The 12,918-nt window shown below is 36.4% G+C and carries 15 protein-coding genes; 8 read left to right on the top strand and 7 right to left on the bottom strand.

Features of this window, described 5'->3' with window-relative positions; all coding sequences use genetic code 11:
• Positions 1-2 precede the first annotated feature (2 nt).
• From OD90_RS11900 to OD90_RS11880, 5 genes are read left to right on the top strand one after another with little or no spacing between them, the layout of a single operon-like run.
• Positions 3-902, top strand: coding sequence for a ParB/RepB/Spo0J family partition protein (locus tag OD90_RS11900; protein WP_144669384.1), 900 nt, complete (start codon positions 3-5; stop codon positions 900-902).
• Entirely contained in the window at positions 892-1,494 is a 603-nt protein-coding gene (locus OD90_RS11895; RefSeq protein ID WP_144669383.1) for a DUF5683 domain-containing protein, read from the top strand. Before OD90_RS11900 ends, OD90_RS11895 begins: the two co-directional genes overlap by 11 nt.
• 5 nt (positions 1,495-1,499) lie before the next feature.
• A complete protein-coding gene (gene dapB, locus OD90_RS11890; protein WP_144669382.1) occupies positions 1,500-2,207 on the top strand; it encodes a 4-hydroxy-tetrahydrodipicolinate reductase in 708 nt (235 codons plus the stop codon).
• Between the two features lie 45 nt (positions 2,208-2,252).
• Positions 2,253-3,881, top strand: a complete 1,629-nt coding sequence (gene lepB / locus OD90_RS11885) for a signal peptidase I (protein ID WP_144669381.1) — start codon at positions 2,253-2,255, stop codon at positions 3,879-3,881.
• A gap of 4 nt (positions 3,882-3,885) precedes the next feature.
• A complete protein-coding gene (locus tag OD90_RS11880; protein WP_144669380.1) occupies positions 3,886-4,515 on the top strand; it encodes a WbqC family protein in 630 nt (209 codons plus the stop codon).
• Here OD90_RS11880 and OD90_RS11875 read toward each other — a convergent pair.
• The 7 genes from OD90_RS11875 to OD90_RS11845 form a co-directional block, all read right to left on the bottom strand.
• Complete coding sequence (locus OD90_RS11875) at positions 4,508-5,278, bottom strand: endonuclease/exonuclease/phosphatase family protein (RefSeq protein ID WP_186434759.1); 771 nt, start codon at positions 5,276-5,278, stop codon at positions 4,508-4,510. The two genes, OD90_RS11880 and OD90_RS11875, sit on opposite strands and share 8 nt — an antisense overlap.
• A gap of 254 nt (positions 5,279-5,532) precedes the next feature.
• On the bottom strand, positions 5,533-6,444 hold the full coding sequence (locus OD90_RS11870; protein WP_315897477.1) for a rhomboid family protein: 912 nt from the start codon (positions 6,442-6,444) through the stop codon (positions 5,533-5,535).
• Positions 6,419-7,183, bottom strand: coding sequence for a rhomboid family intramembrane serine protease (locus OD90_RS11865; protein WP_144669378.1), 765 nt, complete (start codon positions 7,181-7,183; stop codon positions 6,419-6,421). The genes OD90_RS11870 and OD90_RS11865 overlap by 26 nt, the downstream gene beginning before the upstream one ends.
• A 3-nt stretch (positions 7,184-7,186) precedes the next feature.
• Positions 7,187-9,085 carry a DNA mismatch repair endonuclease MutL gene (mutL, locus tag OD90_RS11860; RefSeq protein WP_144669377.1) on the bottom strand — a complete coding sequence of 633 codons (1,899 nt, stop codon included), beginning with the start codon at positions 9,083-9,085 and terminating at the stop codon, positions 7,187-7,189.
• Between the two features lie 9 nt (positions 9,086-9,094).
• Positions 9,095-9,385 (bottom strand): riboflavin synthase subunit beta, encoded by a 291-nt coding sequence (locus OD90_RS11855; protein WP_144669376.1) that lies wholly within the window; start codon positions 9,383-9,385, stop codon positions 9,095-9,097.
• 192 nt (positions 9,386-9,577) lie between these two features.
• The gene (ribH, locus tag OD90_RS11850) at positions 9,578-10,075 is read right to left on the bottom strand and encodes a 6,7-dimethyl-8-ribityllumazine synthase (RefSeq protein WP_144669375.1); all 498 of its coding nucleotides are present in this window, start codon (positions 10,073-10,075) and stop codon (positions 9,578-9,580) included.
• A gap of 72 nt (positions 10,076-10,147) precedes the next feature.
• A complete protein-coding gene (locus tag OD90_RS11845; RefSeq protein ID WP_144669374.1) occupies positions 10,148-10,933 on the bottom strand; it encodes a tetratricopeptide repeat protein in 786 nt (261 codons plus the stop codon).
• Positions 10,934-11,077: 144 nt separating this feature from the next.
• On the opposite strand from OD90_RS11845, the gene recF reads away from it, so the two are divergent.
• Genes recF through OD90_RS11830 form a run of 3 tightly spaced genes read left to right on the top strand, consistent with a single transcriptional unit; the run spans position 11,078 to position 12,910 of the window.
• Complete coding sequence (recF, locus tag OD90_RS11840) at positions 11,078-12,169, top strand: DNA replication/repair protein RecF (protein WP_144669703.1); 1,092 nt, start codon at positions 11,078-11,080, stop codon at positions 12,167-12,169.
• 34 nt (positions 12,170-12,203) lie between these two features.
• Complete coding sequence (locus OD90_RS11835) at positions 12,204-12,617, top strand: hypothetical protein (RefSeq protein ID WP_144669373.1); 414 nt, start codon at positions 12,204-12,206, stop codon at positions 12,615-12,617.
• A complete protein-coding gene (locus tag OD90_RS11830) occupies positions 12,617-12,910 on the top strand; it encodes a DUF721 domain-containing protein (protein ID WP_144669372.1) in 294 nt (97 codons plus the stop codon). Before OD90_RS11835 ends, OD90_RS11830 begins: the two co-directional genes overlap by 1 nt.
• Positions 12,911-12,918 lie beyond the last annotated feature (8 nt).

Raw genomic sequence — 12,918 nt, 5'->3', positions numbered from 1 at the left:
AAATGGCTAAAGCAACAAAAAAACAAGCACTAGGCCGCGGGCTTTCAGCATTGCTAAAAGATCCTGAGAATGACATTAAAAGTGCAGAAGATAAAAATGCAGATAAGGTTGTAGGAAGTATTGTTGAGCTCGACCTCAAAGATATTGACGTCAACCCTTTTCAACCCCGTACTAGCTTTAATGAAGAGACGCTTAGAGAACTTGCTTCTTCTATAAAAGAACTAGGTGTGATACAACCTATCACTGTACGTAAAGTGAGTTACGGCAAGTATCAGCTTGTCTCTGGAGAGCGACGTTATAGAGCTTCAAAACTCATAGGTAATGAGACAATTCCTGCGTACATCCGTATTGCAAATGATCAGGAAAGCCTTACCATGGCACTGGTTGAAAACATACAACGTCAAGATCTTGACCCCATTGAGATTGCCCTTTCTTACCAGCGATTAATAGATGAGATTAACCTCACTCAAGAACAAATGAGTGACCGTGTAGGCAAAAATAGATCTACGATAACAAACTACCTAAGACTTCTAAAACTAGATCCTATTGTTCAGACTGGAATGCGAGATGGTTTCTTATCAATGGGCCATGGACGTGCCTTGATTAATATTGAAAATACTGGTGATCAACTAGATATTTACGAAAAAATTCTTCAAGAAAAATTATCTGTACGTCAAACAGAGGCAATGGTTAAAAATTACCACGCTACCTCTTCTACAAAAAAACCTATACAAGAAGAAATTCCCACTTTTATTGAAAAAGGAAGTGAAAATTTTGCAGAATACTTTGGCGCTAAAGTAGACATTAAAGTTGCAAGAAATGGGCGTGGAAAGATTACCATCCCTTTTTCATCGGAAGAAGATTTTAAAAGGTTGCAGAAACTCATAAAGGGTGCAGAATAAAAGAATCATAGCGCTTGTTTTGTTTTTTTTCTTTTACGCTTTCGCGAAAGCGCAACAAGAAGATCCAGAAGACACCATCATCGAAGCTGATTCAATAGAAACAGTGGTTCAAAAGGAGGCCTATGACCCCTTACGACCTGCGAAAGCTGCTTTCTATGCGGCTGTGTTACCAGGTTTAGGACAAGTATATAATAAAGATTACTGGAAATTACCCTTGGTTTATGGCGCACTAGGATCTACAATTTACGGAGCAGTCTGGAACTCTGAACAATCAGAACGCTTTCGAGATGCGTATAAACTAAGATTAGCTGGACAGGTAGATGAGTTTAGTGAAAGAGATGAAAATGGCACCATAACAAATATTTTCTCTGACGATGCATTACTCGATGCTCAGAAACAATTACGTAGACGTAGAGATTTATTTATCTTGATATCTGCTGGTGTTTATGTACTTCAAATACTTGAAGCAAATGTAGATGCACATTTATCACAGTATGATGTGGATGAAGATCTTACCTTTTCTCCGGATATTAATCTAGACAATCTTTCAGAAACTGTAAACTATGGTGTAAAGCTCACTTACCGATTTTAAAAATTATGAACATTGCACTATTAGGTTACGGAAGAATGGGAAAAGCTATTGAAAAAATAGCAGTTGATAGAAAGCATACAATTGTTGCACGTGTTAATAGACCCGAAGAATTTACCTTAGAAAATGCTGACGTAGCCATAGATTTTAGTATTCCTGAAGTAGCAGTCTCTCATTTAGAAAAGTGCTTTAAAGCTCAAGTCCCTGTTATTTGTGGTACGACGGGTTGGCTTGATAAGTTTGAAGAAATGGCAGCTCTTTGCAAAAAAAAAGAAAGCGCTTTTTTGTACGCCTCTAATTTTAGCGTAGGTGTAAATTTATTTTTTGAGTTTAACAAAAAACTTGCTGAAGTTATGGCTCCAAGGAATGAATATCAAGCTACTCTAACGGAAATTCATCACACAAAAAAGTTAGATGCTCCCAGTGGAACAGCAATTACTTTAGCCGAAGGTATTATTGAAAATACTACCTATACAAATTGGAAACTTGAAGAAGAAAATAAAGGTAATAGTAATGAAACTCTAGTAATTACATCAGAAAGAACAGGAGATGTTCCTGGCACACACATCATTAATTACAAAAGTAATGTTGATACTATCACCATTCAACACGAAGCACACTCTAGACAAGGTTTTGCACTAGGCGCTATAATAGCTGCAGAGTGGATTAAAGGGAAGAAAGGAATTTTTTCTATGAAAGATGTATTGGATTTGTAACATAAAACCTGCTTTGAATACCTATCACACATAAAAAACATAGCGATGACATTAATACAATGGTTTATATTTTTCCTAATTATACAAGTAATCCACTTTGCAGGTACTTGGAGACTGTATGTAAGAGCTGGTAGAAAAGCATGGGAAGCTGCGGTGCCCGTTTACAATGCAGTAGTATTAATGGGTATCATTAATAGGCCAAAATGGTGGACAATACTGCTATTTATACCTATTGTGAATCTTATTATGATTCCAGTAATATGGGTAGAAACTGCCAGAAGTTTTGGTTTTACCTCCTATAAAGATACAGCGCTTACCATCCTTACACTAGGACTCTATTTGTTTTATATAAACTACGCCACTACTGCTCCGTACCGAGCAGATCGAGATATTAATCCAAAATCATCAAGCGGTGAGTGGACAAGTTCTTTACTTTTTGCGATTGTAGCTGCGACAATAGTTCACACCTATTTTATGCAACCCTTTGTAATTCCTACCTCTTCTTTAGAAAAAACTCTATTAGTAGGAGATTGGCTTTTTGTGAGTAAGTTTCATTATGGTGCTCGCACCCCCATCACTACGGTAGCTACCCCAATGCTTCACGATACCATTTATGGTACAAAAACGAAGAGTTACTTATCAAAACCTCAACTACCTTATTTTAGACTCCCTGGCTTTCAAAAAATTAAGAGAAATGACATTGTCGTTTTTAGCTGGCCAGTAGATACTCTTGTAGACATTACCCCTGGGAGTATGCGTGGAAGTGTACGCAAACCTATAGACAAAAAGTCTAATTATGTAAAAAGAGCAGTAGGTATTCCTGGAGATTCGCTAGAAGTTCGCAATGGATATGTATATATAAATGGGAAAGAGAATGACTTACCAGATAGAGCTCGTATACAGTTTAGCTACGAGATTACATCTAATGAGCTATTAGTAAAAAGAGCTACTGATGCTACTGGAAATTACTCATTCCCAACCGATCTTGTAAATGAACGTTATGAAATTTCTGACATCATTTTAGCCGATGTAAAAGGTGAAAATGGACCTTATGTACATATTGCTCACGCAAGTGAAGCTGCTATAGCAAAACTTAAGAACAATAGTAATATTGTAAATATTGAACGTAGAACTTTTCAGCCAATAGATAATAACAATACTATTTTTGGACACCAGCCCGGTCGTTCTTCAAGTGTAGACACCTTTGGACCTATTTATATTCCTGAGGAAGGAAAAACGGTCGCTATTACCCAAGAGAGTTTACCTTATTACAAACGCATTATTGAAGTGTATGAAGGGTATGAGATGGGAGAAGAACGAAAAATTACCGTAAATGGAAATCAGATACTTCTCAATGGCGAGGAACTTACAGAATATACCTTTAAGCAAGATTATTACTGGCTTATGGGAGATAATCGTCATAATTCACAAGATGCACGTTCTTGGGGATATGTACCCTTTAATCATGTGGTAGGAAAGCCTGTTTTTGTGTGGTTAAGTTTAGATGCAAATAAAAAAGGTTTCTTTAACAGTATACGCTGGGATCGTGTATTTACAACTGTAGGAGGAAATGGGCCTTTAGTAAGTTACAAGTATTGGTTCTTGGGCGCCTTGCTGTTGTATTTTGGGTGGTCATTCTTTAGAAAAAAGAAGGATTCTAAAACTAAAAAATAACTTGATGGAAGCTGCTCTTATTACGCCTGGATACTGTGCTCCTATTATACAGTATGCAGTCATCACTCAGGCAAAAGAATTATACCTAGAGGCAAAAGGAAATTTTCAGAAGCAATCCTATCGCACAAGAATGAATATTGCTACCTCTACAGGGGTGCTTACTCTGATCATTCCAATCTTACACAGAAAAGATAAAACTGAGAGACAGCAATATTTTGATGTTAGAATTGAAAATAAATTTCACTGGCAGCGTGATCACTGGCGCAGTTTAAAAATTGCGTATCAAACATCGCCTTATTTTGAGTATTACGAAGATGAATTTGAACCTTTATACCATACTAGATACGACTCACTTATCCAATTTAACGAAGCTTGTCACCAAGTAATTTTAGACTGTCTACAGCTTGAGATAACGCCTGTTTATACTAAAGAGTACTTTAGAGAACCTGATCAAAGAGACTTTAGACATCTCTTAAAAGCAAAAAAAGAGCCCGCATACCCGCTACCAGAGTATCATCAATTATTCAATGAAAATCACGGATATTTAGCTAACCTCACTGTATTAGATTTACTTTTTAATTTAGGGCCCAGTGCTCAAGGATATTTAGAAAATATTAATCTTACAGCTATTTAATTTTCAGTGTAGCCATTGACGGTTTGTGGTCGCTTAAAGGAGTATCAAATATTTCAAAATTAACCACAGGGAATTTTGCTGAGGATAGAATAAAATCTATTCGTAAAGGAATAATATCAAACCAGAATGTAGCACCCGTTCCAGATCCCGCTTTCGCGAAAGCGTCATTCTTATCCCCTTTTACTTTACGATACATATAAGAAGTTGCGCTATTATTAAAATCTCCTGTAACAATTACTGGATAAGGCGATGACTTTTCATTTATTAAGTATTTTTGAACTTGTTGTTCTTGCTTTTCAAAAGCCAGGCCTAGCCTAGTTAATAAACGTTTTGAATCTTGTTTTTGCAAACTGTTTAAATCTGGTGAAAGACTAAAACTTTGAAAATGCATATTGTACACGCGTAAAGTATCTGTTAGCGTAGCGATATCTGCATAAATTCCGTTATTTCCAGTTTTTTCAAAGTCTAGAGATCCTTTTGAAACTATAGGGTATTTCGAAAAAATAACTTGACCGAAGCTTTTACTTCCATTAGCCATCACGCTATGCTTGTGAGGATAAATAGTTTTATCTAAAACAAAGCTAGGGTGATATTCTTGAAAAGATACCACATCTGGCTGCTGCTCCTTTACAAAGGATAACACACGCTCTCCTACTCGCACCTCCTTACTCCAGCCATTTAGATTAAACTGCCGCACGTTATATGTAAGTATTTTAAAGTCTTGAATTACATCCAGATCACTTGAGTTTCCCAATCGAAACATCGAGAATATATGTGAAAAACCAATGGCCAATATCACTGCCGAAAGTAATAGTTGTCTTTTACCTCTTATAATCCAATAGAGAAAAAATAATATATTAACTATAATAAGTACGGGTAACAAAAGACTTAAAACCGATAATGCCGGAAAAAAATGTGGTGGTATGTACGGTAGTAGATAACTAGCCAAGAGTAGCAACGCAAATATACTATTGAAAAAAAAGATCAGCTTACCGAAAAAACCTAGATTTTTCATACTTAGTCTTTACCCGCCTTAAAAAGAAAATCTTTTTCATCTTTTGACAGACTTTCATAACCACTTTTACTTATTTTATCTAAAATAGCGTCTACTCGATGCTGTTGTTCACTCTTAGAAATGGTCACTTTTTTTGAAGAAGTCCTTTTTGTGTTTGTTCTCTTATGAACTGTTTTTAAAGGAGATTTTTTTTCTCGTTTGGGTGTTTTTGAAAACCAATTCACTACAGCATCCATTAGCTTTTCAAACCAAATACCTATATCATTTCCCTTTAGTAATTGTTGAGCATATAAAAAGCCAAAGGCCGCTCCGCCTAAATGTGCTATAGAACCTCCAGCATTCCCAGAAGTTGGTAACCCTAGTAAATCAATTAAAACAAAAATTAAAGCAATGTGCCATAATTTAAGATTAAAAAAGAAAACTCTAATCTCCGTATTAGGTGTATACGTTGCTATAAAAACGATAAGTGCATTTACAGCAGCAGAGGCTCCTAATAAGACACTATTACCTTGAAATGCTGGTAACAGATTATATAAAAGTATAAATACAATGCCACCAGCAATCCCGCCTAATAAATAAACAGTGAGCAACCGCTTCTCACTAAATAAGTTTACAATAAATTTAGAAAAGACATATAGATATAACATATTCCATAGCAAATGCCACACACCAGAGTGTAAAAAAGCATAGGACAGTATAGACCAAGGCTGTTCAATAAACCGCATTACATCAGATGGAAGTACAAAGTACCTATTGAGCACTATGGCATCTATCTGAATGATCCACGGAAGAAGGTTAAATACTAAGAATACCCCTACATTTATTACAATTAATTTTATCGCAATATTAGCTGTTTGATATTTATATAACAGAGATGTATTTTCCATATTAGTTCCATCTGTTTGCTTGACCAAATCCCTTTTTCTTCCAATACCACATCATAATAAACCCGAATAATGCCCCACCTAAGTGTGCCCAGTTTGCAATATTTGCCCCAAATATTGAGAAGCCAGTTACCCCAGAAAACAAATCTAATAAAATAAGACCTGGAATAAAGTACTTTGCTTTTATAGGGATAGGTATAAATATTAGTCCTAGAGATGCATTAGGAAACAACATTCCAAACGCAACTAATACACCATAAATTGCACCAGATGCACCAACAGCGGGAATGTTATAGGATCCAAAAAACTCTTGAGCTAAATCTACTGGGATAGCTTTCCCTTGCATTAATGAGCCCGGTTGAGCTGTTTGTGAAATCATATCTTGCATATCATTAGCTGTAAAGCCTAGTTGTATAAAAGTATCATACGCACTATTAAAATGATAATAGTTTACTAGAGTATGTATTAACGCAGCTCCTAAACCTGCCGAAAAATAGAAAAACAAAAAACGCTTTTGTCCTAGCGCATTTTCTATTGGGCTTCCAAACATCCATAAAGCGTACATATTAAAAAGAATATGCATAGGACTAGACAGATCATGCATAAACATATGTGTAAGAGGCTGCCATATTTGAAAACTAGGGTGCTCCACAAACCAAAGTGCAAATAATTGCATGGCAGGCTCTGGCTTTATAATAAAATAAGAGCCCAAGAAAAAAATCACATTAACTATGATTAATATTTTTACCGTCTCTGTGATTCTTCCCATTATTTATTTAAATTTTCGTTCTAACTCTTCACCCGTCATGGTTATAAAAGTTGTCTTTCCTAGTGGTGATCTATTAGGTTCTTTACAAGCAAATAAACTATTTACTAAGTGCTCCCTAGACCTAGCATTAAGGTACTCTCCTCCACGTATAGCTAGACTTTTTGCCATACTTTTTGCCAGCGTATCTGTTTGACTAAAACTAGAATCTGGCACTTCGTTTTCAAGATCACTCAATAATTGCTCAATTACAACAGGTACTTGGCTTTCAGTTATAGAAGTGGGTATCCCGCATATTTCTACAATATCACCGCTAATGGTTCCAAATAAAAATCCAGTATTCTCTAGACCTTCCTTTAGTTCCTCGAGGAGTTCAAACTCTGTAGTAGTGTAGGTCAATGTAAGTGGAAAAAGTAATTGTTGGCTTACAGATTCTTTTACCGTGATATTTCTCAAAAATTCTTCGTACAACACTCGTTGATGAGCCCGATGTTGATCAATCACTACCATCCCACTCTTAATTGTGCTTACGATATATTTATTAGTTAACTGATAAGTAGTTGCTTCTAATGATTGCTGTGCATCTGGATTCTTATTCGCTTTCGCGAAAGCAAAATCTTCTTCACTATCGTTCATTCCACTTTCAAACATATCTGGCGTACTCACCTCTTTCTCAATCGTAATGGTACTCGCTATACCATGCGATTGTTGTATTCCTTCGTACATTTTTTCCCAGCCTGAAGTATCTACCTTCTCAAACTCTGAACGTTGTACCCCACGCTTTGGAACTCCTACATTTTCGAATGGATTGAATGTTCTATCTACTTCAATCTTAGGAGTAACTACCCCCTTATTTTTATACTCGTAAGGAGTATCTAATTCACTATCGCGATTAAAATCAAGCACTGGTGTTATACTAAACTGCCCTAAGCTATGTTTAATTGTACTACGTAGCATGGCATAGAGTGCATGCTCATCATCAAATTTTATTTCTGTTTTTGTGGGATGTATATTGATATCAATCGTCCTAGGGTCAACTTTAAGATATAAAAAATAGCTTGCCCTTGCTTTATCGGGAAGTAATCCATCAAATGCTGCGGTCACAGCATGATTAAGATAGGGGCTCTTTATAAATCGATCATTTACAAAAAAGAATTGCTCGCCTCTAGTTTTTTTTGAAAACTCTGGTTTAACCACAAAGCCACCTATTGTCAGGATATCTGTTTCTTCTTGAACAGGAACTAACTTTTCATTTGTTTTTCCACCAAAAATTGCAACAATGCGTTGTTTTAGATTTCCGCTATGCAATCGAAATAGTTCGCCTTCATTATGATACATTGTAAATGATATCGCTGGATGTGCTAACGCAACCCGCTGAAATTCATCAATAATATGTCGTAGCTCTACATTATTTGATTTTAAAAAGTTACGTCGAGCAGGAATATTAAAAAAAAGGTTTTTTACAGATAATGAGGTGCCTTTTGGACAAGCACAAACCTCTTGAAGATTGATCGTGCTGCCTTCTATTTCAATATGAGAACCCACTTCTACACCAGACGGACGTGTTTTTAAATCTACATGTGCAACAGCCGCAATAGAGGCCAGTGCCTCTCCCCTAAAACCCTTTGTATTTAGATTAAAAAGATCGTCTGCTGTAGTTATCTTAGAGGTTGCGTGACGCTCAAAGCTCATACGAGCATCTGTATCACTCATTCCCTTACCGTCATCGATAATTTGAATAAGAGTTTTACCTGCATCCTTTACGATGAGTTTAATAGAGGTGGCTCCAGCATCAATGGCATTTTCAAGCAATTCTTTCACTACCGATGCAGGTCGCTGTACGACTTCTCCCGCAGCGATCTGGTTCGCTACGTGATCGGGTAAAAGTTTAATAATATCTGCCATTGGATATAATCAATAAGAAGGAGCGGTAAAAATGGAAAGATCAAAATCTATTATCCACAAAAAAAGTAACAAGAGTACTAAGAAAATAAATATGATAGTTCGATTGTAACCCCCTTTTTTACTTTCTTGTAATTCATCCCAAGCTGTAAGAAACCGTGTTTTCAATCCGCCGCCGTAGGTGAGTGTTTTACGTTGCTCATCAAAGCGACCTTCTATCTTAAACGGACTCCCTTCTTTATCGCTCTTATAATAGCGAGGCTGGTAGTCGTACTTCTTATTTGTGCGTTTTACTATTCCCATAATACTGTTGTTTCAAAGATACAATATCGTATCCAAAAAGCATACCGAATATCATGTCCTAGGGATCTATTAAAAGAATGTTTTGGTGATATATGTTTATAAAAAACGTACAAAGGCAAAACTAAATAAAAGCAGGCACGCTTTCGCGAAAGCGTATCTTTTACGTATTCCTACCATAAGCAGCTAGGCAATTTAAAAACGAGCGTCTTTACGTAGTTGTGCCATCTTAATGGCTGCAATAGCTGCTTCAGTACCTTTGTTCCCATGCACTCCTCCACTTCGAGCACGAGATTGCTCTATATTGTTATCTGTTAGCACACAAAAAATCACAGGAATATCTTGCTGTACGTTCAAATCTTTTATTCCTTGAGTCACCCCTTCACAAACAAAATCAAAGTGTTTTGTCTCACCTTGAATAACTGTTCCTATAACGATAACAGCGTCGAGCATATCATAAGCTTGTGTCATTTTTTTTGCTCCATAAATGAGCTCAAATGCACCTGGCACATTCCATCGTACGATGTTTTCATTAATGGCTCCACAGTCTTTTAAAGCATCAAAAGCCCCTTGCCATAATCCTTCTGTGATTTCCTCGTTCCACTCAGAAACAACAATCCCAAACTTGAAATCTTTCGAGTTTGGGATTGTTGTTTTGTCATAAGCTGAGAGATTGTTCCCTACTGTTGCCATACTAATTGTTTTTTATGAATGTAACAGGTTATAAGTTTCGCTACACCATTAACGGTCTCACCTGCTAATAATTTATTTTCCTGCTTGCGCACGACCTAAGTAAAGGTCTACCTGGCTCGCATACTCAGACGTGCTAAACTCATCTTTAATACGTGACAAATGCTTTACAGCAGCATCATTATTACCAAGGTCTATTGCTGTTATTCCAGCTTTGAATAAAAAGCGTGGTGTTGTAAAGGTGTTTACACTGATAGATGCTGCATCCTCATAATAGTCATAAGCCTCTTCTGCTTGCCCTAACTGCATAAAAGCATCACCAATTGCTCCTTTTGCAAGTGGCGCTAAGATATCATCATCACTAGAGAAGTCTTGTAAATGTGAGATTGCGTTTTGGTATTCTTTAATCTCTAAGTATGACATTCCTGCGTAGTAGTGGGCAAGATTTCCAGAAGGTGTACTTCCGTAATTTTCTGCCACATCCAAGAGTCCATATTTACCATTTCTACCTTCAAGAGCCACCATATACAGCGAATCTTTAACAGAAGTATTTGTAGACTCAAGTGCTGTTGTAAAACTCTCTTGTGCTACTACAAGCTCATTTGCAGCTTCAGTCTCATTAGGTTCTACTATAAACTTGGTATACCCTAAATATAAAAGTGCGATTACAAGGGCAGCAATAATTACTCCTATTACTGGTTTTTGATTTTTTTCAAACCACTCTTCTGCTTTATTTGCTCCTTCATCTAGCGATCCAAAAACCTCTGCTGTTGTGCTCTCGCTATCATCAATAAACTCTTCAACATCTTCCTTTTCAGGTTTTGTTTTTGGTTTATACCCTCTCTTATTATATGTAGCCATATTCGAATTTTGTTAGTCGGGCAAAAATATAATATTTATTGAATTATGAAAGGGAATTTATTGCTTAATTTTGAAGTCGTCCTAAGTCTTATGTATTGGAGTTTGTGCGCTTTCGCGAAAGCGTACCTACACTTACCTCACCCTATGATCTTAAAATCTCTCTCTCTTATAAACTATAAAAATTTTGAATCACAAGGTTTCACCTTTGATGCAAAGATTAATTGTTTTGTCGGTAATAATGGCGTAGGAAAGACCAATGTGCTCGATGCTATCTATCATTTGTCCTTTGGGAAGAGCTATTTTAATCCAGTCACAAGCCAAAACATCAATCACGACGCAGACTTCTTTGTTTTAGATGGGGTCTATAACAAAAACGAACGAGAAGAAAGAGTTGTAGTAAGCGCAAAAAAAGGGCAAAAAAAAATCATTAAACGCAATGCTAAAATCTACGATAGATTTGCAGACCACATTGGCTTTTTACCCTTAGTAATCATTTCCCCTGCAGATAGAGATCTTATTACCGAAGGAAGTGACACACGCCGAAAGTTTATTGATGGCGTTATTTCACAAAGTGATAAGAGCTATCTCTCTAACCTACTAGGCTACACAAAAATACTCTCCCAGCGTAATGCATTATTAAAATATTTTGCTGCAAATAATACATTTAATGCAGATTCTATAGCCGTTTATAACGAACAGCTTGAAGGATTTGGCACTCCTATTTTTGAAAAAAGAAGAAAATTCCTAGAAAGATTTACTCCTATATTTCAAGAGCGATATGCAGCCATAAGTGGAAACACAGAAGCTGTATCACTTACTTACGATAGTGCTTTACATAAAATGCCATTGCAGCATTTACTCACCAATGCCATTAATAAAGATCGAGGATTACAGTACACAAGTGTTGGGATTCATAAAGATGACCTGCAGTTTGAAATTAATGGTCATCCCGTAAAGAAATTTGGTAGTCAAGGACAACAAAAATCTTATTTGATTGCACTTAAGCTTGCACAGTTTGATTTTATTAAAGAGGAAAGTGGTACTACGCCTTTATTACTACTGGATGATATCTTTGATAAGTTAGACGAAAATCGAGTACAACATATTATTGAACTGGTAAACACTAACGATTTTGGCCAGCTATTTATAAGTGATACTCATGCTGAACGTACAGAAGAGGTCGTAAAAAAAATCCATCAGAGTTATGAGCTTTTTCATTTAGGTAATAGATCCTAAGCTAGTATCTTTATACACTTAAATTACCAATCTCGTGAAATATTTATTCTTTTTAGTTTTACCATTTCTACTGGCTTGCTCCCAGTCTAAAGATCAAAAAATATCGAATATAAACGGGTATTGGGAGATCGCAGAAATTGAGAATGAAGCAGGTGAGGTAAAAGCATTTACTATAAGCCAGAATATTGATTTCTTTGAGATCAACCCTAATGGCAAGGGCATACGTAAAAAAGTACAACCTAATGCGCTAGGGGAATTTGTCACCTCAAACTCAAGTGAGAACATTGACGTAATTGAAGAGGATGGTCTTTTTAAACTTCAATATTCTACTGCACTCGATACTTGGATAGAAATCGTAAAGAAGGCCACAAAAGAAGAACTTGTTCTCATTAATGAGGCTGGCATCATCTATACGTACAGAAAATACAAACCGTTAGCACTAGAATAATGGCAAAGCGCAATACAGATCCTATATCCATTAGTACAGCTCTAGGTGAGTTTGTTCAAAAAAACAAATTGAGCAAGGGCATCGATAAAGTTGATGTATCAAAAGCATGGTTTGCTTTGAATCCAGCTTTTGAAACCTACACGACTTCCATACGCTTTGATAGAGAAACTCTTTTTGTAAACCTCAGTTCCTCCGTTTTTAGGGAAGAACTCTCTTATGGAAAAGACAAAATCCTCTCTATGATAAATGAAGAGTTAGGAAGAGAAGTTGTAAAAAAAATTGTGCTGCGTTAAGCAGCACA

The sequence above is a fragment of the Dokdonia sp. Hel_I_53 genome, assembly GCF_007827465.1.
Classification (GTDB): Bacteria; Bacteroidota; Bacteroidia; order Flavobacteriales; family Flavobacteriaceae; genus Dokdonia.
The sequence above is the reverse complement of the archived record's forward strand: the minus strand, read 5'-3'. Positions and strand labels throughout refer to the sequence as shown.

Bases quoted from the DNA above. Each gene is read 5' to 3' on its own strand.
- OD90_RS11900 (WP_144669384.1), top strand. From the start codon at position 3: ATGGCTAAAGCAACAAAAAAACAAGCACTAGGCCGCGGGCTTTCAGCA.
- dapB (WP_144669382.1), top strand. From the start codon at position 1,500: ATGAACATTGCACTATTAGGTTACGGAAGAATGGGAAAAGCTATTGAA.
- lepB (WP_144669381.1), top strand. From the start codon at position 2,253: ATGACATTAATACAATGGTTTATATTTTTCCTAATTATACAAGTAATC.
- OD90_RS11880 (WP_144669380.1), top strand. From the start codon at position 3,886: ATGGAAGCTGCTCTTATTACGCCTGGATACTGTGCTCCTATTATACAG.
- OD90_RS11875 (WP_186434759.1), bottom strand. From the start codon at position 5,278: ATGTTTCGATTGGGAAACTCAAGTGATCTGGATGTAATTCAAGACTTT.
- OD90_RS11865 (WP_144669378.1), bottom strand. From the start codon at position 7,183: ATGGGAAGAATCACAGAGACGGTAAAAATATTAATCATAGTTAATGTG.
- mutL (WP_144669377.1), bottom strand. From the start codon at position 9,085: ATGGCAGATATTATTAAACTTTTACCCGATCACGTAGCGAACCAGATC.
- OD90_RS11855 (WP_144669376.1), bottom strand. From the start codon at position 9,385: ATGGGAATAGTAAAACGCACAAATAAGAAGTACGACTACCAGCCTCGC.
- ribH (WP_144669375.1), bottom strand. From the start codon at position 10,075: ATGGCAACAGTAGGGAACAATCTCTCAGCTTATGACAAAACAACAATC.
- OD90_RS11845 (WP_144669374.1), bottom strand. From the start codon at position 10,933: ATGGCTACATATAATAAGAGAGGGTATAAACCAAAAACAAAACCTGAA.
- recF (WP_144669703.1), top strand. From the start codon at position 11,078: ATGATCTTAAAATCTCTCTCTCTTATAAACTATAAAAATTTTGAATCA.
- OD90_RS11830 (WP_144669372.1), top strand. From the start codon at position 12,617: ATGGCAAAGCGCAATACAGATCCTATATCCATTAGTACAGCTCTAGGT.